Origin of the sequence: Nonomuraea sp. B1E8, assembly GCF_039871515.1 — a bacterium.
In the GTDB taxonomy this organism is placed as follows: Bacteria; Actinomycetota; Actinomycetes; order Streptosporangiales; family Streptosporangiaceae; genus Nonomuraea.
Window position 1 is genome coordinate 229,219 of sequence record NZ_JBDPLS010000013.1, and the last position, 21,460, is coordinate 250,678.

A 21,460-nucleotide genomic window follows, 5' to 3' on the forward strand; every position below is an offset into this window, starting at 1 on the left:
GAATGAGCAAGTCACGATACTCCCGGTTGGCGGGAGTGGCGGCGCACGTGCCGGCGGACAGCCTGACGACGGAGCAACTGGAAGACCTGCTGGCCGAGCGCAACCCCGGCATCGACATTCCGCGCGGCCTGATCGAACGGCACAGCGGGGTCAAACGCCGCCATGTCGCCCCGCCGGAGTGCACGGCATCCGACCTGGCGGCGGAGGCGGCGAGGCGGCTCCTGCGGCAGACCGGGCACACGCCGCCCTCGATCGACCTGCTCATTTACGCGGGCGTGTCCGGCGACGCCGTCGAACCCGCGACGGGACACATGGTGGCGGCCAAGCTGGGCGCCGGCTGCCCCGTCTTCGACGTGCGGGACGCGTGCAACAGTGTCCTGCGGGCGATCCACCTCGCCGACGCGCTCATCACCGCCGGCCATCACCGTACGGTCCTCATCGTCTGCGGCGAGGTCATCACCTCGAGCATCCGGTGGCACGTGGGTCGCGGGAGGACTTCGAGCCGGCGATCCCGTCCTACACGGTCTCGGACTCGGGCACGGCGCTGCTGCTGGAGCTCAGCGGCACCCCTGGCGTGCTCGGGCACGCGTTCGGCGCGAACTCCGCGGACTGGCGGGCCTCCATCATGCCGTTCGTCCGTGACGCCTCCGGCGGGTTCCGTACCGGGCCTTTCACCATCGATTCGGTGGGCCTGGCCATCGGCGTGCAGAAGCTGGACTTCGGCGTGCTGCGGCAGCCGCTGGCGGAGCGCGGGCTCGGCTGGGACGACATGGCCGTGGTGTGCGTGCACCAGCCGTCGCTGGCGGCGCTGCACTGGGGCTGCGAGCTCATGGGCGCCTCCCCGGGCAGGGCCGAGGTGACGATCGTCGACCACGGCAACCTCGCCGCCTCCACGCTGCCGATGCAGTTGCACCTGGCCGAACGGGCCGGCCGGCTCAAGCGCGGCGACCTCGTCGCCCTGGTGGGCATAGCCAGCGGGCTCAGCGCCGGCACCGTGCTGCTGCGCTGGTAGGAGCCGCGCGAAGGGAGCATCCCCGGCTCGGCGCGTACGGAACCGCCGCGCCGTGGCGGCCGCACTCGTTGCGATCCCCGCGTTCATCGCATAGTAGTTGATCACTTGCGGTGAGTGACATCGAGAGGGCTGGCGCATGAGCGGGACCAAGGGGACGGACACGGCGGTGGCGGTGATCGGCGTGGGCTGCCGGCTGCCGGGCGGCATCACCGACATGAACGGCCTCTGGCAGGCCCTGGAGCAGGGCTCCGACCTGGTCCGGCAGGTGCCGCCCGACCGCTTCGACGCCGATCGCTTCGTCGACGAGCACACGCCCCGCCCGGGCAAGAGCTACACGCGGGCCGGCGGATTCCTCGACGACATCGCCGGCTTCGACGCCGCCTACTTCAAGATCTCACCCAAGGAGGCGGCCGCCATGGATCCCCAGCAGCGCCTGCTGCTGGAGATGACGGCCGAGGCGCTGGACGACGCGGGCGTGGACCCGGCGGGGCTCGCAGGAAGCGACACCGCGGTGTTCGTCGGCATCTCCGACACCTCCTACGGCTTCCAGCAGATGCTGGAGAAGCAGGACGTCACCCCGTACACCATGGCGGGCGCCACGCTGTCGATCGCGGCCAACCGCATCTCCCATACCTTCGACCTGCACGGCCCCAGCATGGCGGTGGACACCGCGTGCTCGTCCTCCCTGCTGGCGGTCGAGCGCGCCTACCGGACGCTGCTCGCGGGCACCAGCAGGCTGGCGCTGGCCGGGGGCGTGAACGTGCTGGTGTCACCCGGCAGCTTCACCGGGTTCAGCCAGGCGCAGATGCTCTCCCCCACGGGCCGGTGCGCCGCCTTCTCCGCCCATGCCGACGGGTTCGTACGGGCCGAGGGCGGCGGCGTGGTGGTGCTGAAACGGCTGGCCGACGCGTTGGCGGACGGCGACCGTGTCCACGGCGTCATCGTCGGCGCCGGCACCAACAACGACGGCCGCACCATGGGGCTGGCGCTGCCCAACCCCGAGGCGCAGGAGGCGCTGCTGCGCCAGGTGTACGGGCCGGACGCACTCGACCCGGACGACCTGGTGTACGTCGAAGCGCACGGCACCGGCACCCAGGCCGGGGACCCGGCCGAATGCGAGGCGCTCGGCCGGGTGCTCGGCCGCGGGCGCGCACGAGGGCCGTTGCCCATCGGGTCGGTCAAGTCCAACCTCGGCCATCTGGAGCCGGCGTCGGGCATGCCGGGACTGTTCAAGGCGCTGCTGGTGCTGCGGCACGGCAGGATTCCCGCCTCCTTGCACGCCGAGGAGCTCAATCCGCGCATCGACTTCGACGGCCTCAACCTGTCGGTGACGACGAGGGCCACCGCGGTGAGCGCACCCGGCGGCGGGCGGGCGCTGGCGGGAGTGAACAGCTTCGGTTTCGGCGGCAGCAACGTGCACGTCACCCTCACCACGCCGCCCCCACCAGCGCGCCTTCCCGGGCCCGCGCCGAGCCCGGGGACGACGCTGCCGGTGATGGTGTCGGCCCAGACCGACGCGGCGTTGCGGCAGGCGATCGAGCGCACCGCCGACCGCCTGACGCGTCCGGGCGGCGACGAGGAGGCCTGGTACGACTGCGCCTACACCTCCACCCGCCGCCGGGGCGGCCACCCGCGCCGGGCGGTGGCGCTGGCGGACTCGCCCGCGCAGGCGGCCAGGGCGTTGCGCGGCCTGCTGGCCGATCAGCCCCGCACGGGCGGCCCCGAGCGGGCACAGGGCCCGGACCAGACGGTGGGCCCCGAGCGGGCGACCGGCCCGGAGCGGGCGCAGGGCGCTGAGCGAGGGCAGGGCGTGGCGGCGGTCGTGGACGCGGCCGAGCACGGCCGGGTGGTGTTCGTCTTCTCCGGCAACGGCTCGCAGTGGGCGGGCATGGGCGCCGACCTGCTGGCCACCGACGAGACCTTCCGCGCTGCGGTGCAGGAGGCCGACGCCGCGCTGCGGCCGTACCTGGGCTGGTCGGTGCTGCGCGAGATGGAGCAGCCGCCCCGGCAGTGGCGGTTGTCGGCGACGGAGGTCGCCCAGCCCTTGTTGTTCGCCGTACAGGCGGGGCTGCTGGCCGTGTTGCGCGCGGCGGGTGTCCGCCCGGAGGCTGTGCTGGGCCACAGCGTGGGCGAGGTCACGGCCGCCTACGCCGCCGGGGCGTTGTCGCTGGAGCAGGCCGCGCGCGTGATCGCGGCACGCGGCACGGCGCAGGCCGCCACGATGGGAACGGGCCGGATGGCCGCCGCCGGGCTGCCGGAGGAGCGGGCCCGCGCCGTGCTGGCCCGCTATCCGGACGTGGAGGTCGCGGCGGTCAACACCGACCGCGACGTCACGCTCGCCGGGCCGGAGGGGCAGCTCAAACAGCTCGGCGCGGATCTGGAGGCGGACGGCGTGTTCGTCCGCCACCTGGACCTCGACTATCCCTTCCACAGCGCCGCCATGGACGCCGTCCGCGAGCCGCTGCTGCGGTCCCTCGACGGGCTGCGCCCCGGGCGCGCCGGCGTCACGCTGCTGTCCACCGTGACGGGGCGCGAACTGGACGGAAGCGAGCTGACGGCGGACTACTGGTGGCGCAACGTCCGCGAGCCGGTGCGGTTCGCGGACGCCGTCGACGGCGCGCTGGCGAGCGGCCACGACGTCTTCGTGGAGGTAGGGCCGCATCCGGTGCTCCGCTCCTACCTGCGCCGGATGACCGCGCGGGCCCGCCGGCGCGCCTGCGTGGTGCCGACCCTGCGCCGCGAGCAGCCCGCCGCCGTGCCGGCCGCGGTCGCCGAGATCATAGCCGCCGGCGCCCAGCTCGACTGGGACGTCTACTTCCCCCGCCCGGGCCGGGTCGTGTCCCTGCCGTCCTACCCGTGGCAGCGCGAGCGGTACTGGATCGGCGGCCCCGACACGTGGGTGCACTCCAGCGGCACAGGAGCGCTGCAACATCCGCTGCTGGGCGAGCGCCTGCCGGCCCCGCACCCCACCTGGCACGGCCCGATCGAACGCACGCTGGCGCCCTGGCTGGTCGACCACCGCGCGGGGGGCGTGCCCGTCCTGCCCGTCACCGGATACATCGAGATGGCGTTGTCGGCCGCCAGGCTGGCCCTCCCGGAGGCCGGCGAAGCCGTGGAGGTCGACCGGGCGGCCGTCACCCGGGCGCTGGTGATCCCCGAGTCGGCCGACGCCCGGCCGCTGTACGCGCAGACGTCGTTGACGCCCGAGACCGGCGCGGTGGTCGTGACCAGCACCGACGATCTGGCGCTGCCGCCCCAGGAGCACTTCAGGGCACGGGTACGGCTGCTGCTGCGGCCCTGCCCCCCGCCGCTGGACCTGGCCGCGCTGCGCGCCCGCGTCACCGCCGAAGCCGACGTGGACGCCTTCTACCGGGACACCGCCCGCGGCGGGATGGCCTACGGGCCCGCCTTCCGGGTCCTGACCGGCCTGCGGCTGGGCGAGGGTGAGGCGCTGGCCGCCTACAGCGTGCCCGCGCAGGCCGAAGGCCGCTACCACGTGCACCCGGTGCTGCTGGACAGCGCGCTGCAGGCGGGGGTGGCCTGGCTGGTGGAGACCATGCTGCAGGGCAACGCCTTCATGCCCTCGGCCATCGGCGCGGTGCGGGTGTGGCGCGCCCCGGCCGCCGAGGGCGTCCTGTACGTACGCGAACGCGCGCGCGGCGACGACGAGGTGTGCTGGGACATCCTCGTCGCCGACCCCGACGGCACGGTCACGGTCGAGGTGGAGGGATGCCGGCTGCGGCGCACCCAGCTCAGCACGGTCCTGCCGCTGGAGCACTTCCGCACCGAACTGCGCGCCCTGCCGCACGAGAACACGCCCGCCACGCCATGGCCGCTGGCCGGCCCCGTGGAGATCGCCGACGCGGTGGCCGGCACGCTCGCCGATCTCCGTTCGGCCTGGCGGGCCCTGGACTACGGCGGTTTCGCCGACCGTGCGGAGGCGTCGTTCGCCGTCGCCCTGGCCACCGCCCTGGAGGACATCGGCTGCCCGGCCGGCCGGGAGATCGGCGTGACCGACCTGGTACGGGCAGGGGTGACGGGCCGCGGCGTATCGATGGTGCAGCACGCCCTTCCGCTCCTGGAGCGGCACGGACTGGCCCGGCGCCTGGGCGAGACCCGTTTCGAGCTGACCGGCCCGCACCGCGACGGCCCCGCCGCCAGGCAGGACGAGACGACGGCGTTCTTCGGGCAGGCGACGCCGTTCGCCGCCGAACAGGCTCTGACCGCGCTGTGCGTCCGGCACCTGGTCCCCGTCCTGCTCGGCGAGGACGACCCCGCCGAGCTGCTGCACTCCGGCGGGGGCGCCGAACTGCTGGACCAGGTGCACGACATCGCGCCCCTGTGCCTGCACGGCAACCGGCTCATCCGCGCTCTCGCCACGGAGATCGCCGCACGCTGGCCGGCTGACCGGCCGCTGCGCGTCCTGGAGGTGGGCGCGGGGACCGGCGGCACGGCCGCCATGCTGCTGCCCGTCCTGCCCGCCGACCGTACCCGCTACCTGGTCACCGACGTCGACGAGGTGGTCCTGGCGCGGGCGCAACGGCGTCTGGCCGGGTCCGACATCGTGGAGTTCCGCCGCTTCGATCTCGACGCCGGCCCCGCCGAGCAGGGCCTGCCTCCCGGCTCCTTCGACCTGGTGATCGCCGCCCACACCCTGCACCGCTCCACCGACCTCGCGGGCACGCTCGCCCGCCTGTCCGGCCTCCTGGTGCCGGGCGGGCAGGTGCTGGCGGTCGAACCCCACCGGCCGCCCGTCGCGGCCTACGCCGGGATGTTGCCCGGCTACTGGGGCAACGCCGACCGCGAGCTGCGGCCGCACGCGCCGCTGGTCGAGGCCGAACGGTGGCCGCAGGTGCTGGCCGAGGCGGGATACCGCGAGGTCGCGCACCTGACCGATGACGACGATCCCGGGCGCGCGGCGTACTCGCTCCTGCTGGCCACGGCGGCCGGCACGGCGCCTGCCCCGCAGCGGCTCGCGCTCGACGCCGCGCAGACCTGGATCGTCATCGCCGACCAGACGAAGAACGACGCGCACGACCCGCCGTCCCACGTTCCAGCCCACGCCCGTACGCCCGCGCTGGCGGACGCGCTCGGCGAGCTGATCGCCGGGCAGGGCCACGTCGAGCGGGCGGGCGCCGGAGAGGATGCGGCGCGGCTGCTGGAGCGGGTGCCGCGGGGGGCCACCGCCGTCACCTTCGTCCTCGTCGTGGAGAGCCCGGCCGGCCGGCGCGGCGCCGCCGGCCGGCCCGAGGCCGTCGTCGAGGAGGTCGCCGGCCACCTCGCCACCGTGCGCGCCGTGGCTCAGGCGTGCGCCCAGCTTCCGCCGTCCACAGCGGCGACGTTGTGGCTGGTCACGAACGAGTGCGCGGCCGTGCCCTGCCCCGTCCCCGGCGGTGGTGACACGCCGGTGGCCTCGGCCGTGTGGGGGGCGACCCGTACCCTGGCCAACGAGCAGCCCCGCATGACGATCCGGCGGGTGTCGGTGCAGCGCGGCGCCGGCGACGCCGAGCGGGTGTTCGGCGAGCTGGCGCGCCCCGGGCAGGAGGACGAGATCGTCCTGACCGGGCAGGGCCGCTTCGTCGCCCGCACGCGGCACACGCCGGCCCGCCCGCCCCGGCCCGCTGGAGGCGGCGGCCACCGGCTGGCGGTGCGCGATCCCGGAGCCGCCTACCGTCTGGTCTGGCAGCCGCTGTCGCCGCCGCCGCCCGGGCCCGGTCAGGTGCTGATCGAGCTGCGGGCGGCGGGCCTGAATTTCCGCGACCTGGTCCACGCCGTCAACCTGCTGCCCGGCGAGGCGCTCGAGGGCTTCTACGGCGGCTTCCCGCTGGGGCTTGAGGGCGCCGGCGTGGTCGCCGCCGTCGGCCCGGACGTGACGGGTGTGCGCCCCGGCGACCGCGTGATGACGGCGCAGGCCGTGGGCCTGGGCACCCACGCCGTCGTCCCGGCCTGGGCGATGATGCCGGTGCCGGACGGCATGAGCTTCACCGAGGCCGCCACTATGCCCATGGCCCACCTGACCGCCCATGCCGCGCTGCGCACGGCCGGCGGGCTGCGGGCCGGTGAGACGGTGCTGGTCCACAGCGGCGCCGGCGGCGTGGGGCTGGCGGCGATCCAGTACGGCCGCCGCGTCGGCGCCCGCGTGATCGCCACCGCCGGCACCCGCGCGCGGCGGGACTTCCTGCGCGCCCACGGCGTCGAGCACGTGTACGACTCCCGCAGCCTGGACTTCGCCGAGCAGATCATGGAGCTGACCGGCGGGCGCGGCGTGGACGTGGTGCTCAACTCGCTGATCGGCGAGGCGCTGATCCGCAGCATGGAGATCCTCGCGCACGGCGGCCGGTTCATCGAGATCGGCAAGCGTGACATCTTCGCCGACCACCGGCTGCCGATGCGTCCCTTCGGCAACAACACCGCTTTCATCGGCCTGGACGTGGGCACGCTCATCACCCAGGAACCGGACCGCTCCGCCCGCGCGATGGCCGAGCTGGCCGGCGATGTGACCGCCGGGCGGGTCACGCCGCTGCCGCACACCGTCTATCCGGCCTCCCGCGTCGCGGACGCCTTCGCGGCGATGCGCCACTCCCGGCACATCGGCAAGATCGTCGTCTCGTTCGGCGGCGGTGACGAGTCCGTCCTCGTCGAGGCGGGGCCGCGCGCGCCGCGGTTCGACCCCCACGGCACCTACCTGGTCAGCGGCGGGCTGGGCGGGTTCGGCGCGGCGACGGCCCGCTGGCTCGCCGCCCGCGGCGCCCGCCACCTGGCGCTGGTCGGCCGGCGCGGCCTCGACAACCCTGAAGCGGCCGATCTGCTGTGCGACCTGGGCGAGCTCGGGGCGGACACGCACGTGTACGCCGCCGATGTGAGCGATCGGGCGGCGATGAGCCGCATCGTCCAGGAGGCGCGGGCGGAGGGCCGGCCGCTGCGCGGCGTCGTCCATGCGGCCATGCACCTCGACGACGGCCCGATCGGCGACCTCACCGATGACCGGATCGCGGCCGTGCTCCGGCCCAAGATCGCCGGGGCGCTGGTCCTGGACGACGTGACCGGGCAGGAGGACCTGGACCTGTTCCTGCTGTACTCCTCGGTCACCACCACGCTCGGGCATGCGGGACAGACGTCGTACGTGGCCGCCAACCAGTTCCTGGAGGCGCTGGCGCGCCGCAGGAGAGCCCGCGGCCTGCCTGCTCTGGCGGTCTGTCTGGGCGCGCTGGCGCAGACCGGCGTCGTGGCACGCGGCGCGGGCGACAGGCTGGCCGCGTTCGGGATCGAGGCCATCAGCCCGCGGGAGGCGTTCACCGCGATCGAGGACATGCTCGCCGGCGGAGCGGACGTGGCCGGGGTGGGCCGCTGCGACTGGAGCCGGCTGCGCCAGGTCCTGCCCGCCCTGGACCGGCCGCGGATGTCACCGGTCATGCCGGCGGCGATGCGGCAGGAGGACGTCAGCCCCGAGCAGATCGCCAGGGAACTGGAGGCGATGGACGCCGGTGAGGTGCTGGCCTACCTCACCGAGCACATCCCGCGGATCCTGGCGTCGATCCTGCAGATGCCGGCCGAGCAGATCGCCCACGATCGCAAGCTGGAGGACTACGGGATGGACTCCCTGATGGGCGCGCAGGTGCTGGCCTCGCTTCGCCACCAGTACGGCATCGACATCCCGCCGATGGAGATCCTGCGCAGCGGCGGCACGGTCGCCGACCTCGCCGGTCTCGTCCTGGACCGGCTGCGGCCGCAGGCGGCCCAGGACACGGCGGCGCCCGGCCGGTAGAAGCCCGGGAGAAGGACCGCCGCCCGGAGCCTCCGGGCGGCAGGAAGAGGAGCGTTCATGCCGGCTGGTGTCCGTCGCCGCCGTTCCCGCCACGGCGGCGCGGCTGCCACCGTCTCCCCCGCCGGCGTCTCCCCCGCCCCTGCCGGTCCTCAGCAGGACGATCCCGGCGCCGGCTCCGCCGCTCTCGGCAGGCTGGGCCGGGCGGCGGCCCGCCGTGGACGGCTCGTTCTCGCGGTGTGGCTGCTCTTGGCCGCGGGGTCGGTGATGCTGCTGCCCGGCCTCATGCAGCGGCTGGTTCCGCCCTCGCTGGAAGTGCCGGGCTCCCGGTCGGCGGCGGCCGCGGCCATGATCGCGCGCGGGCTCCCGGAACTGGGCGAGGAGCAGATGCTGCTGGCCTTCTCCTCGGCGAGCCTGGACGCGGGCGAGCTACGCTTCCAGCAGGCGATGGCCGCCACGGTGGACGCGCTGGCCGCCCGCCCGGACATCGGCGCGCTGCTGCCGCTGGTCGTCTTCACCATCGTCTTCGGCCTGTCCCTGGACTACGAGGTCTTCCTCGTGCACCGCATCGCCGAGCACTACCGCCGCGGCGGCGACAACACCGCCGCCGTCCTGTACGGGCTGCGGCATACGGCGCGTCCCATCACGCTGGCCGCCGCCATCATGGCCGTCACGTTCGGCGGCCTGATGTTCACGCGGCGGCTGGACTTCCAGCAGGGCGGGTTCGCGGTGGCGGCGGCGATCGTCATCGACGCGACGATCATCCGGATGGTGCTGGTCCCGTGCCTGATGCGGCTGCTGGGGCATCGCAACTGGTGGCTGCCGGGAACGCGGGTCAGCGCCCGGTCAAGGCGACCCGGGTAACGGGGCCCGGCGCAAGGAGCTCGGTGCTAGGCGTCCGGTGCGAGGGCCCGGTGAACGGCGTCCGGAGCAAGGCGTCCGGTCCGGCCGGTCAGTGGCGCAGGAAGGCGCGGACGGCGGGGACGAGCCGGTCATGGGCGTCTTCGAGCACGTAGTGCCCGGCATCGCGGAAGGCGTGGACCTGGGCGCGGGGCAGGCGCCGTCGCCACTCGCGCAGCATCAGCGGGTCGAACACCGGGTCACGCAGCCCCCAGCCGATCAGTACGGGCCGGTCGGCGAAGTCGGCCAGGCTCTCCCCCGCCCGCACCAGCAGCGGCCAGGATCGGTGGCCGGGGCCGAGCGGGATGTCGTGCACGAACCGCTGGACGGCCACCCGGTTCCCCCGGCGGTCGTCGGGGGCCAGGAAGGCGGCCCGCACGTCGGAGGGCAGCCGGTTGCGGACCCCGAACGGCGGCAGCGTGGCCAGCCGGGCGAAGGCGTGGTGGCGCAGGAACAGCCGCTCACCCAGGCGGGTCTCACGCAGCAGCCACAGCGGCAGCCGCAGCGCCGGCCGTACCCTCGGGCCGTGCGGGTTGGGGAAGGCGGCGCTGTTGAGCACGACCAGCCGGGCCACCCGCCCGGGGTGGCGGCCGGCCCAGGCCATGCCGATCGGGCCGCCCCAGTCGTGCACCACGAGCGTCCAGCCACGGTCCGGTGCGCCCCGTTCGGCGATGAGGTGGGCGGTGAGCGCGTCGAGGTCGTCCACGCGGGAGGCCAGGGTGTGGCGGTAGCGGTCCTGGCCGGGCTTGTCCGACAGGCCCATGCCGATGTGGTCGGGCGCGACGCAGCGGTGCTCGCCGCGTAGCGCCACGATCAGCCGCCGCCACAGGTAGCTCCACGAAGGGTTGCCGTGCAGCATGAGCACGGGCGCCCCGCCGCCCTCGTCCAGGTAGTGCTGGCGCAGCCCGTCACGGGCGAACCAGCGGGAGACGAAGGGGTAGCCGGGCAGGCGCGGGATGTGGCCGGGCATCGGGACCTCAGGGCTGGATCGGTGGTACGGGCGGGCGTCCGGCGCGGTCGTCGTCCGGGCCCGCCGCGCGGGCCCGGACAGGTGGGCGGACGGGTGGGCGAACAGGTGGGCGGCGAGCCTGGCCAGGCCCTCGGCCGTGCTGACGCGCGGCACGTAGCCGAGATCGCGGCGGGCGGCGGAGATGTCGAACCAGTGGGAGGTCGTGGCCTGGACGGCGGCGATCCGCGTGACGGGGGGCTGCGAGCGCGGGCGGGCGAGCCGGTAGCCGTATTCGACGACCGCGGCTCCCATCCGGGCCGCGCCGGCCGGGACGTACCGGGTCACCGGCGGCAGCCCGGCCGCGCCCAGCAGGCCGTTGACCCAGGCGGCGACCGTGATGGGCTCGTCCTGGGTGATGAAGTAGGCGCGGCCGGCGGCCGGCGATCCCGGGGCGAGCGCGTCCAGGGCCAGCAGGGTGGCCTCGGCCGCGTTGCCGACGTAGACCGTGTCGATGCGTTTGCCGGGGGCGCGCGGCAGGACGAGCCGGCCGCGGCGGGCCTGCGCGACGAGCCTGGGCAGGAAATGCGGGTCTCCCGGCCCCCAGATGAGGTGCGGGCGCAGCGCGACGGTGGCCAGCCGGTCGCTGTCGGCGGCCAGCACGATCCGTTCGGCGATCGCCTTGCTCGCCGGGTAGTGGGCCAGGAAGCGGCGGGCGTAGGGGGCCGACTCGTCGACGCCCTCCAGGTCGCCTCCGTCGTGCACGACGCTGGGCGAGGAGATGTGCACCAGCCGGGTGACGCCGGCCCGCAGGCACGCCTCGATCAGGTTCGCCGTGCCCGCCACGTTGATCGACCGGTAGGCGTGGGCCGGTCCCCACATCCCGGCCAGGGCGGCGCAGTGCACGACGGCCTCGCAGCCGGCCACAGCGGCGCGTACGCCGTCCGGGTCACGGATGTCGGCGGCGTGCTGGACGACGCCGAGCGCGTCCAGCTCCGGGTGGCCGCGGCGGCCCAGCGTCGAGACGTGCTCGCCTCGCGCGGCCAGCAGCCGGCACACGGCCTGGCCGAGGAATCCGCCGCCGCCGGTCACCAGCACCCTCACCGCTCATCACCGCCCAGCTCGCGCGCGGCCCAGCGGGCCAGCAGCGGGCGGCGGATCTTGCTGGCGTGCCGGACGTCCATGGGGAAGCCCGGGTGGGCCAGCACGTGCCGGATGCCGCCGATCGCGGCGGCCCGCACCCGTTCGACGATCTCGCGACGCTCCCGCCTGGGGGTGCCCGGCTCGCACTCCACGCACAACACCGGACGCTGTCCGCCCGGCGGCCCCACCCCCACCAGCGCGCTGCGGTGCACGCCCGGCAACGCGTCGACGATCGGCTCGACCTGGTCGGTGTACATCTCGCCGTCGGCGGTGCGCACGCGTTCGCTCTTGCGTCCCGCGAACCACAGCCGCCCCCGCTCGTCCTGCCAGCCGAGATCCCCCATGCGGTGCACCGGCTCGCCGTCGTCGTCGATGCGGGCCAGCGCGCTCTCGCGCGGGCGCTTCAGGTACGGGTCGCTGACCGCGGGGCCGGCCACGGTGATCTCCCCCACCGTGCCGGCCGGCACCATCAGATCATCCGACCAGCGCGGGATCGCCTCGTCGGTGATGCCGATGACGCGGACCCGGTTGCCCGGCAGCGCGGAGCCCAGGCAGGTGCCGGCGCCGCGCGCGGTGTCCGCCGCCGTTCCCGCGAGCTCGGCCGCGTCCGCCATGGCGACCAGCAGGCATTCGGTCGCGCCGTACACCGAGCGAACGTCGGCGTGCGCGGGCAGGCACCGCTGGGCGCGCCGCAGCACCGAGAAGGGCAGGGGCGCGCCGGCGGTGAGCACGATCTGGAGGCTGTCCAGGACCTGCCCGTGGCGCGTGCAGTGACGGGTGAGCCGGTCCAGCAGCGCGGGAGCCGCGAACAGGCCACGCACGCCGTGGGCGGCGATGGAGGCGGCCATGGCGGCCGGGTCGGTACGTCCGGGACGGCGCAGGTCGAGCCGCGGGATGACCGAGGCGCACCCCATCGCCGGCGCCGCCACCGCGAACGGCAGGAACGTCGAATACACCGTGGCGCCCGGCTCGAGCGCGCCCAGGTGCGCCAGCAGCTCGGTCTGCCCGGCCAGGTGCCGGTGACGGTAGGGCACTCCCTTCGGCACGCCGGTGGAGCCGGAGGTGAAGGCGATCAACGCCAGATCGTCGGCGTACGGCGTCCGTGGGCGCGCCGCGGCGATCGGCGGCGTGCCGGCGTGGATGCGGCGGATGCGGGCGAACCACAGGGCGTACGTGCCGAACGTCACGGTGGTGGTCACGCTGCCGCGTGCCCAGCCCAGCAGGAGCCGCGCCAGATGAGCGCGCGGAACCGCGATGAACGCCTGGACGGCGGCCTCCTCGAGGCAGGCGCCGATGGCGCGCGCCCCGAGCCCCGGGTCGATCAGGACGGGCACGGCCCGCAGCCGGAGCAGGGCCAGCACCACCGCGACCAGATCCCGGCCGGGCGGGATCATCACCGCGGCCCGCGTCCCGGCCGTCACCCCGGCACGGGCCAGCCTGGCCGCGGCCTGGGCGATGAGCTCGTCGAGCCGCCCGTAGGTCAGCTCCTCGGCGCCGCGGCGGCGATCGACGCGGCAGGCGACCGTGCCGGGCCGGGCGCGCATCCAGTGTTCGGTCATCGCCACGACATCGAAGAGCGGGGTGGTCACCCCTCACCTCTCACAACTCGTTCGGCGCGCGGCGCCGCACCGGCGGCGGGTCTGACGACGAGACCCGGCGCGACGATCCCGGCCCAGGCTTTGGCGATGGCGTCGACGGGAACGTTGATGCAGATCTTGCCCTGGCCCACTTCCAGCCCCTCTCCCTGGCCATCGAGCGGGCCATCGAGCGGGCCATCGGGGAGAGCATCGGGCGGGGGGGTCGAGCGGGGCGTCGAGCGGGGCATCGGCCGGCGGGAGCCCGGTGCCGGCAACGCCGCCGGCGACCGGCCGGGGCGTGGCGCCGGGAACACCGGCGGCGACCGGACCGGCCGGCGAGGGCGCGATGCCGGCACCGGCCACGACCGGTGAGGGCGTGGCGCCGGCAACGTCGGCGGCCACCGGACCGGCCGGCCCCCCGGCGAGCAGGACGGCGAGCGGGACAGCGGGCAGGACGGCGGGCAGGACGGCGGGCAGGACGGCGGGCAGGACGGCGGGCAGGACGGCGGGCAGGACGGCGGCGGTAACGCCGGCGAGAACGGAGATGCGCACGACAGGTCCTCGGGTCAGCACGGCGAGAAGATCAAAGTGGCGTTGTGGCCGCCGAACCCGAAGGAGTTCGACATGACCGGCCGCGGCGGCATGGGCCGCACCCGGCCGACGACATCCACGTCGCACCGCGGATCCACGTGCTCGAGGTTGGCCGTGGGCGGGATGGCCCTTTCCTGCAGCGCCAGCACGGCCGCCACGGCCTCGACGGCGCCCGCGGCGGCGATGGCGTGCCCGGTGACCCCCTTGACCGAGGTGACCGGAACCCTCGCCGGGCCGAACACCTCGCTGATCGCCTGGGCCTCGGCCACGTCGTTGAGCGGCGTACCGGTGCCGTGCGCGTTGACGTGCGCGATCTCCTCGGGGGCCAGGCCCGCGTCGGCGAGCGCGGCGCGCATGCAGCGGGCGGCCCCCTCGCCCTGCGGCGACGGCGCGGTGAGATGGTGGGCGTCGGAGACGGAGGCGTACCCGGTCAGCTCGGCGTAGACATGGGCGTCGCGACGCATGGCGTGTTCGAGGTTCTCCAGGACGACGAACGCGGCGCCCTCGGCCAGCACGAAGCCGTCCCGATCACGGTCGAAGGGCCGGCTGGCACGCTCAGGCGCGTCGTTGCGCTGCGACAGGACCTGGCAACGCCGGAAGCCCAGCAGCACCGTCGGAGTGATGCAGGCCTCGGCTCCGCCGGCGATCGCCACGTCGGCATGCCCGCCGCGCACCAGGCGGCCCGCCTCGCCGATCGCATGGGAGCCTGAGGCGCAGGCCGTCTCCACGGACAGGCTGGGACCCTGGATACGGTGGTGGATGCTGATCGCGGCGGCCGCCGAGTTGTGCATGGCCATCGGCACACACAGCGGACCCGGATCGCCGCGTCCGGGATGCCGCCCTCCGAGCATGACCGTCTCGTCCGTCATCCTGCCGCCGAAGCAGGTGCCGGTCACCACCGCCCGACGCTGCGGCGGCGCCCGCAGGGCGCCCGCGTCGGCCAGAGCGTCGGTGGCGGCGCAGAAGGCCAGCTGAGCCATCCGGTCGAGCCGCGACGCCTGCTTGGCCGGCAGGTACGCCTCCATGTCCAGATCGGCGATCTGGCAGGCGAAGCCGACGCCCAGCCCTTCGACGTCGAACGAGGTGATCGGGCGGGCGGTGGACCGGCCGGCCAGCAGCGTGTTCCACACCTCCTTGGGGTGGGCGCCGGCCGGAGTGCGCACCCCAAGGCCGGTCACCGCGACACGAACCCCGGGCACACTCACACCGATCCGCTCAGCAGCAGGCGAGCCCTGGCGATCACATCGCCCACGGTCCGTACGTCTGCGAGGGTCTCACGAGGCAGCGGCCCCCACCTGTCCTCCAAGGCCACGTGCAGCTCGGCCAGATCCAGGCTGTCGGCCTCCAGATCTTCACGCAGCAGCGCGTCCACGGTCACCCGGCCCGGGTCGACCTTCAGGATCCTCGCGCAGTGCTCCCGCACCACGGTCGCGATGTCGTCCTCACCCACGGCGAAACTCCCTCCCCCAGGGCACAGTCGGCGCCCGTGCCACCCAGCGTCGCCCATACCGCGACAACTGATCACTTGTGGCACGGCGCACGCCGTTAAGAAGTCGATCAAGTTTTCCCGTCAGGTGCTGCGCTCGCCGCCCCGCAGCACGCCCGCTCCTATCGTGGGCCCCACCTCGGAAAGATCACCGAGCGCCACGCACCGGCCACCACCAGGACAAGGAGACGACATGCCCGTTCACCCGCTCATGCGCGCAGGCGCGGCCACAGCCGCGGCGGTGGCGATGACGACCACAGCACCCGCCGCGGCGACCACCCAGCAGACCCTGCTCACCTGCCAGGTCTCCACCACCACCGAACGCCCCATCACGTTCGACCCGCCGGTCAGGTTCCTGCCGAACACCGTCACCGCCCAGGCCAGGCTCGCGCTGACCGGCTGCACCGCCTCAGCACCCTCGGCCGCCGGCATGCGCTCCGGCGTCATGACCGCGCGCAGCACCGGCCACGCCTCCTGCGCCGGCGCGCAAGACATCCACGGCAAAGGCACCATCACCTGGTACGGCGCCGACGGCCGCCGAGCCGGCGTCTCCACCCTGCGGCCATCGATGGGGAAGGTGACCGGCCACAACCCCGGCGACATGCTCCTCAGCGGACGGGTCAGCAAAGGAGCGCTGGCGGAAAGCAAGGTGGCCGGCACCGCCACCCCGACCTCCAACGTCAGCATCTGCGCCACCAAGGGGCTCAGCACCGTCCACGGCAAAGGAACGATCACCTTCCTCGCCTGACCGCCCGGCTCCGGCCGCACGGCGACCCCGCCCCACCGGCACGCACCGGGCGCGGGCCAGTCGTCGCCGGCGGCCGGACTCCCCCGCCATCCCCTGCCAGACCGCACCGCGCAACACGGCCCGCGGCTCGAACACCGGCGGCAATGGGTCGCGAAACCCCCTACCTCCCTTGCCGATCATCGCGCTAACGTCAGGCCTCAGATCCACGCCACGGGCACCGCAGTGCCACAACGTTCCTTCCACCCCCCAGCAGAAGACCCCTAGGAGGAAAGAGCCGTGAGCTCTGGCAAGAAGATCTGGTCGGCGGCCCTGCTCGCCACCGCCATGCTGGCGGTCACCGCGGCCTGCGGCAGCGGCGAGAGCACCGACGGCACGATCAAGCTGCGCTTCGCCTACTGGGGCAGTGACGCGCGCCGCGAGATGACCGAAGCGGCGATCGCGAAATTCGAGGCGAAGAACCCGACCATCGATGTCGAGGGCGAGATCTCCGACTTCCCCAGCTACTACGAAAGACTGGCCACCCAAGTCGCCGGCCGGGACGCGCCCGACGTCATCACCCTGGAAATCCGCGCCCTGCGCGAATACGCCGAACGCGGCGCGCTGGCCGACCTGGCCTCCAAGGTCAACGCCGCCGACATCGACGCCAAAATACTGGCGACCGGCGTCGTCGACGGCAAGCAGTACGCCATCCCCAGCGGCGTCAACTCCTTCGCCATGGTGATCAACCCCGCCCTGGTCAAGCGCGCCAGGGCCACGCTCCCCGACGACAGCTCATGGACCTGGGAAGACTTCGTCGAACTCTGCTCCAAAGTCACGACCGGCAGCAACGGCGAGATCACCGGCACCCAGCTGTCCTGGAACCCCGCGTACCTGCAGATCTACGCCGCGCAGAAGGGCGAGCAACTCTACCTCGACAACAAGATCGGCGTGTCCCCCCAGACCCTCAAAGACTGGTGGGCCATCACACAGGACCTGATCAAAACCAAAGGCTCCCCCAGCGCCGACAAGAGCTCCGAACTGTACGACGCCGGCATCGAACAGACCCTCATCGGCACCAACACCGGCGCCACCAGCATGATCTGGAGCAACGTCCTCGGCGCGGCCGCCAAGGCATCAGGCCAGGAACTCGAACTCGTACGGATGCCGAAGATCGAAGGCGCCACGACCAGCGGCATGTTCCTGCAGCCCGCCATGTTCTACACCGCCTCCTCCGGGTCGGAGCACGCCGCCGAGGCCGCGAAGTTCATCGACTTCATGATCAACGACGCCGAAGCCGGCCGGAACGTCCTCAGCGACCGCGGCCTGCCCGCCAACGCCAAGGTGCTGTCCGCCGTCAGCGCCGAACTTCCGGAGGCCGACCAGAAGACCCTGGCGTTCGTGAACGAGATCCGTGGCGAACTCGCCGACCCGCCCGCCGCCCCTCCCAAAGGCTCCAGCGCCATGGAGGGCATCCTCAGGCGCTACTCCGAGGAGGTCATCTTCAACCGGATGACCGCCGACGAGGCCGCACAGAAACTCATCACCGAGGCCAACGCCCTGCTCGCCGGCTGATCACCGCGGCGCACCCTGTCGGACTGTGGGCCGGGAGGGTGCGCGGCATGCACCCTTCTCACCCTTGGCCTCCCGTTGTCGAGCTTGGGTTTGAGGTACGGCGTGTGGGTGTATCACTCGCCCAGCGCCTTTACAAAGTAAGTGCAGTCATCCCGCTTGTGGGCGGCTGTCACGTCTCGGTGATGGAGAAAGCGTTGCCGTCGAGGTCACGGAAGGCGAACATCGGTGGCACGCCGGGCCATTGAAGGATCTCATCGATATCAACGCCGGCGGCGTTGAGGGCCGCGTGCGCGGCCGCTGCGTCGTCGGTGGTGAACCGGATAGTGATGGGGCCGCGGGTGACGCCTTCGGTGGCCTGCTCCAGCGTGACGACGACGTTGTCGCCGCCGGGTGCGAGCTCGATCCACCGTCCGGTCGGGATCGACTCGTCGCGCAGTACCGTGAAGCCGAGCGTGTCGACGTAGAACCGTAGCGCTTGTTCCTGGTCGTCGACCGGCACGCTGACGGTTCGGACACCCGTGACGACCGGCTGCGGCGGGGTCATCCTGTGATCCGCTCGTCGAGGGTGACGGTGACGGTGTCGCCGGCATGCTTGCCGATGCGGGCGCGGATGCCGGCGGTGAACGCGAGCTTGTGCGTGCCGTCGCCGAGTGCCATGAACGAGCCCTGGAACGGCTCGCCGTCGACGTGGCCGCGCACCTTGACCAGGCCACGGGTGCCGAAGAAGTCGGCCGAGCCCGGCATCACGACGTAGGTCCAGCCGCCCTTGCTGGGGCTCTTCCGCAGCTCCGCGGTGAACGTCTTGTCAAGCTTCGTGCCGGACTTGGCTTGCTGTGCGGTCATGATGTTTCGCCTCCGTACATGAGTGAGCCTGGCGTGGTGAGTTCCCGGCCCGTTTCGAGCCAGGTCTTGAGGCCGGACAGGATCATGGGCCAGCCGCCGTAGAGATGCGGGTCGGCGTCTGCGGCGAGTTGGTCGTGTCGGACGAGGAGCCTGCAGCTGTCGTCGACCTGCTCGATCTCCCAGGTCACTCGGCTGGTGCCCTGGCGGGCGATGTCGTCGTCCCAGATGGCGTGGTATGTCTGCACGAGCCGCCAGGGCGGGTCGATCTCGAGGTTCTCCCCCTCGATCAATCCGCTGGGCACGCCGTCGTGCGTGACCCTGTAGGCGGATCCTGTGGTCCAGTCGGATTCCACGCGGGCACCGAACTGGAACCGCGCCCGCGTCTCGGGATCGGTGATCGCCTGCCACAACCGCTGCGGCGTGGTGCGGATGTAGATCTCGAACACCTTCTCCACTCTTGTCTCCAGATCTCGTTTCAGGTCGACGAGGCCAGCGGCCCACGTCTCGGTGTATTTGCTGACCCAGCGGTCGTGGATGAGACGGATCGGCACGGGGTTCAGGAAGTGCAGCTTCTCCCTGCCCCGCCGGTCCGACACCACCACACCGGCCTCCTCGAGCAGGCGAAGGTGCTTCGCCACGGCGACCCTCGTCATCGCGAACCTGCTCGCCAGCGCGTTCAGCGACTGCCCGTCCTGCCGGAACAGCTCGTCGAGCAGCTCCCGGCGCGTCGGATCCGCCAGCGCCCTGAATACCTCTTCCACACATCCGAAAATAGGAAACCAAATGGTTTCATGTCAAGCCTGGCGAGGGGATCCGGTCCGCCCTCACCCCCTCGACCGTAGGAGCCGGCCGTTCCAGGTAGCTCCCATGACGCCCTCAGTCGCGGTGATCAGGCGGCCTTGCCGCGGGCGATGTAGAGGTTCATGCCGGTGAAGTCGACGGTGATGTTGTAGGGCTTCCAGAAGCAGTGGGAGAACCAGCCCATCGAGTCGAATCCAGTCCCATAGGGCCAGGGCACGTTGACCGGCTGGTTCGGGTTCGTGTAGCAGTAGACCTCCTTGGCGACGGCTTTGCCGAGGCGGATTTCCTTCGGGTAGCAGGGGTAGACGACGGCCGGGTGGCTTTGGGCAAAAGTCCCGACCTGGCGGTCGTAGTCGGTGCGGATCCCCAACTGCTCGGCCGTTTTCCCGCGCACGCCCGCGGCGATCTCGCCGACTCCGCCGAAGTTCACGCCCACCACCCCTGTGCGGGAGGCGGTGCCGGCGAAGCTGCCCGTGCTGTGCAGGTATTGCTCACGGGCCAGCCACAGCGGCAGGGGTTCGGCGCCCGCCCGTGTGGCGGCGGCGCGTGCCTTGCTGGCCGTTTCGGCGGTACGGGGGCGCAGGATCAGCTGCCGGCCCGCGTAGTCGAAGGTGGGCAGCAAGTGGTAGAAGACCCACATGCCGATCAGGCCGTCACTGTCGGTGTCGACATCTTCACCCGACTCCGTTGCCGACCAGCTCACGGGGATGTTGCGCAGTTCGATGCCGCCCAGCTTGAAGGAGTCCAGGATCCCCCAGCACGCCAATACGGTGCCGCCCCCGAAATCGGCCTTCTGACTGGCGACGGGGCGCAGCCCGGCCTCCTTGGCCACCGACGCGCGCAAGCTCAGATTCGGGGCGCCGGTGTAGAACGTGAAGCGCTTCGTCGGTCCGCCGTTGACCGAGGCCTCCACCAGCGGCATCGGGTCCATCTGCTGGAACGGCACCCGCGCGGTCTCGCCGTGGACCTGATACGCCTCGCCGCGGACTGCCGCGAACCACTTGGCGTAGTTTTCTTCGCCGGCCGCTTTCCAGCGTGGTGCGGACAGGGCGAACTTGTCCTGCCGGATGTAGCAGTCGCCCAGGAGCTGGTTGGTTTCCTTGTCGTCGGGCGCCAGCTTGAGGGCCATCCTGAGGTATTTCTCGGCGTCGGGGAACCGGTTGGACAGCAGCCCGACATAGCCGCGCCGGCGGGCCGCGAGCAGGTTGTCGGGATCCTTTCTCAGAATCTCCTCATACGCGCGGCCGGCCTGCTCGAACTTCCCAGCCTTGAACAGCGCGTCCGCGTCATCGCTGCCGGCCAGCGCCGCCCCGCCCAACAGCGGCGCCGTCGCGGCCGCACCGGCCAGCACGGCGGCGCCCCGCAGCAGCGAACGCCGGTCCCACACTCCGTCATCAACCAAGGCCTTCTCCCTATTCGTGATCATCTTCACGTGAACTGCTGCTCAGGCGGACGGTCGCGCGTTCCGGCCAAACCATCTCGCCTCGGGCACGGCTTCCCGCCCCACGGTGGACGGTTCCAGGCCTGGACCGGTTTCTGGCGCATGGCAAGGTCATCCCCGGTCGACACCACTCGCGGCACGCCGCCGGGATTCACCACACGCTCCGCGACCCGCCCGCCGATCAACGACGCTGATCCACTATCAGCCGCCGGTGTCCCCTCTCCGTCCGCGCCCTGTCATGGTCGTGTCACGGTCGCGCCGGCTTCGATCAGGTGCATCCGGCGCGGTTCGCTGCGGTGAGCTAGCGCCCGGTGACAACCGGAAACACGCCACACGCCCAGATCTTGAACGAAATGATCAACTGCGGGACGACCTGCCGAAGCGTCCAGCCAAGTTACTAGCGGGTGGGCGCCAACGGCTGTCCGCAGGTCCCTCAACCCCGGTCCTCGCGTTGAACCCGCGACCGCCGGCGCGCGTACCTGGACATGGTCTCTCCCCCGCCGGCCTGCCCCCCCATAGAAAGGTGCGCGAGTTGACATCCTCCCCCTCCTGAAGGAGGGGGATTCCCACGGTCGCCCGTGAGGGTTCCTGCTTCATCGCCGGTTGCCCGTCCGAGAGGATTCTCGTTGAGGTCTTACACCAGCTCCACAGGCGTTTCA

The 21,460-nt window shown here is 72.7% G+C and carries 13 protein-coding genes; 5 read left to right on the forward strand and 8 right to left on the reverse strand.

Translation table 11 applies throughout. The features are described 5' to 3' along the window. Window positions 1–472: 472 nt before the first annotated feature. From ABGA98_RS35810 to ABGA98_RS35820, 3 genes are all read left to right on the forward strand, one after another. Window positions 473–1,012: a 3-oxoacyl-[acyl-carrier-protein] synthase III C-terminal domain-containing protein gene (locus ABGA98_RS35810; protein ID WP_347622864.1), complete on the forward strand. Its 540-nt coding sequence runs from the start codon at window positions 473–475 to the stop codon at window positions 1,010–1,012. Window positions 1,013–1,148: 136 nt separating this feature from the next. Beyond that, the gene (locus ABGA98_RS35815) at window positions 1,149–8,777 is read left to right on the forward strand and encodes an SDR family NAD(P)-dependent oxidoreductase (protein ID WP_347622865.1); all 7,629 of its coding nucleotides are present in this window, start codon (window positions 1,149–1,151) and stop codon (window positions 8,775–8,777) included. Between the two features lie 57 nt (window positions 8,778–8,834). Further along, the gene (locus tag ABGA98_RS35820) at window positions 8,835–9,638 is read left to right on the forward strand and encodes an MMPL family transporter (RefSeq protein ID WP_347622866.1); all 804 of its coding nucleotides are present in this window, start codon (window positions 8,835–8,837) and stop codon (window positions 9,636–9,638) included. 88 nt (window positions 9,639–9,726) lie between these two features. Here ABGA98_RS35820 and ABGA98_RS35825 read toward each other — a convergent pair whose 3' ends face one another. From ABGA98_RS35825 to ABGA98_RS35840, 4 genes are all read right to left on the reverse strand, one after another. After that, a complete protein-coding gene (locus ABGA98_RS35825; protein ID WP_347622867.1) occupies window positions 9,727–11,724 on the reverse strand; it encodes an alpha/beta fold hydrolase in 1,998 nt (665 codons plus the stop codon). Continuing rightward, on the reverse strand, window positions 11,721–13,352 hold the full coding sequence (locus ABGA98_RS35830; protein ID WP_347622868.1) for a fatty acid CoA ligase family protein: 1,632 nt from the start codon (window positions 13,350–13,352) through the stop codon (window positions 11,721–11,723). The genes ABGA98_RS35825 and ABGA98_RS35830 overlap by 4 nt, the downstream gene beginning before the upstream one ends. 554 nt (window positions 13,353–13,906) lie before the next feature. After that, window positions 13,907–15,130, reverse strand: a complete 1,224-nt coding sequence (locus ABGA98_RS35835; RefSeq protein WP_347622869.1) for a beta-ketoacyl-[acyl-carrier-protein] synthase family protein — start codon at window positions 15,128–15,130, stop codon at window positions 13,907–13,909. A 2-nt stretch (window positions 15,131–15,132) separates the two neighbouring features. After that, the gene (locus tag ABGA98_RS35840) at window positions 15,133–15,381 is read right to left on the reverse strand and encodes an acyl carrier protein (protein ID WP_347622870.1); all 249 of its coding nucleotides are present in this window, start codon (window positions 15,379–15,381) and stop codon (window positions 15,133–15,135) included. Window positions 15,382–15,610: 229 nt separating this feature from the next. Here ABGA98_RS35840 and ABGA98_RS35845 point away from each other — a divergent pair, with 229 nt between their 5' ends. Together ABGA98_RS35845 and ABGA98_RS35850 are read left to right on the forward strand one after the other, a co-directional pair. Beyond that, window positions 15,611–16,165, forward strand: coding sequence for a hypothetical protein (locus ABGA98_RS35845; RefSeq protein WP_347622871.1), 555 nt, complete (start codon window positions 15,611–15,613; stop codon window positions 16,163–16,165). Window positions 16,166–16,441: 276 nt separating this feature from the next. Further along, window positions 16,442–17,716: an extracellular solute-binding protein gene (locus ABGA98_RS35850; protein WP_347622872.1), complete on the forward strand. Its 1,275-nt coding sequence runs from the start codon at window positions 16,442–16,444 to the stop codon at window positions 17,714–17,716. 169 nt (window positions 17,717–17,885) lie between these two features. Here ABGA98_RS35850 and ABGA98_RS35855 read toward each other — a convergent pair whose 3' ends face one another. The 4 genes from ABGA98_RS35855 to ABGA98_RS35870 form a co-directional block, all read right to left on the reverse strand. Next, entirely contained in the window at window positions 17,886–18,260 is a 375-nt protein-coding gene (locus ABGA98_RS35855; protein ID WP_347622873.1) for a VOC family protein, read from the reverse strand. After that, a complete protein-coding gene (locus ABGA98_RS35860) occupies window positions 18,257–18,559 on the reverse strand; it encodes a DUF1905 domain-containing protein (protein ID WP_347622874.1) in 303 nt (100 codons plus the stop codon). The genes ABGA98_RS35855 and ABGA98_RS35860 overlap by 4 nt, the downstream gene beginning before the upstream one ends. Next, window positions 18,556–19,320 (reverse strand): metalloregulator ArsR/SmtB family transcription factor, encoded by a 765-nt coding sequence (locus ABGA98_RS35865; protein WP_347622875.1) that lies wholly within the window; start codon window positions 19,318–19,320, stop codon window positions 18,556–18,558. The genes ABGA98_RS35860 and ABGA98_RS35865 overlap by 4 nt, the downstream gene beginning before the upstream one ends. Before the next feature lie 128 nt (window positions 19,321–19,448). Then, window positions 19,449–20,786: an aspartyl protease family protein gene (locus tag ABGA98_RS35870; RefSeq protein ID WP_347622887.1), complete on the reverse strand. Its 1,338-nt coding sequence runs from the start codon at window positions 20,784–20,786 to the stop codon at window positions 19,449–19,451. Between the last annotated feature and the right edge of the window lie 674 nt (window positions 20,787–21,460).

Coding starts and splice junctions, on each gene's coding strand:
- ABGA98_RS35815 (WP_347622865.1), top strand. CDS start 1,149: ATGAGCGGGACCAAGGGGACGGACACGGCGGTGGCGGTGATCGGCGTG.
- ABGA98_RS35820 (WP_347622866.1), top strand. CDS start 8,835: ATGCCGGCTGGTGTCCGTCGCCGCCGTTCCCGCCACGGCGGCGCGGCT.
- ABGA98_RS35845 (WP_347622871.1), top strand. CDS start 15,611: ATGCCCGTTCACCCGCTCATGCGCGCAGGCGCGGCCACAGCCGCGGCG.
- ABGA98_RS35855 (WP_347622873.1), bottom strand. CDS start 18,260: ATGACCCCGCCGCAGCCGGTCGTCACGGGTGTCCGAACCGTCAGCGTG.
- ABGA98_RS35860 (WP_347622874.1), bottom strand. CDS start 18,559: ATGACCGCACAGCAAGCCAAGTCCGGCACGAAGCTTGACAAGACGTTC.
- ABGA98_RS35870 (WP_347622887.1), bottom strand. CDS start 20,786: ATGATCACGAATAGGGAGAAGGCCTTGGTTGATGACGGAGTGTGGGAC.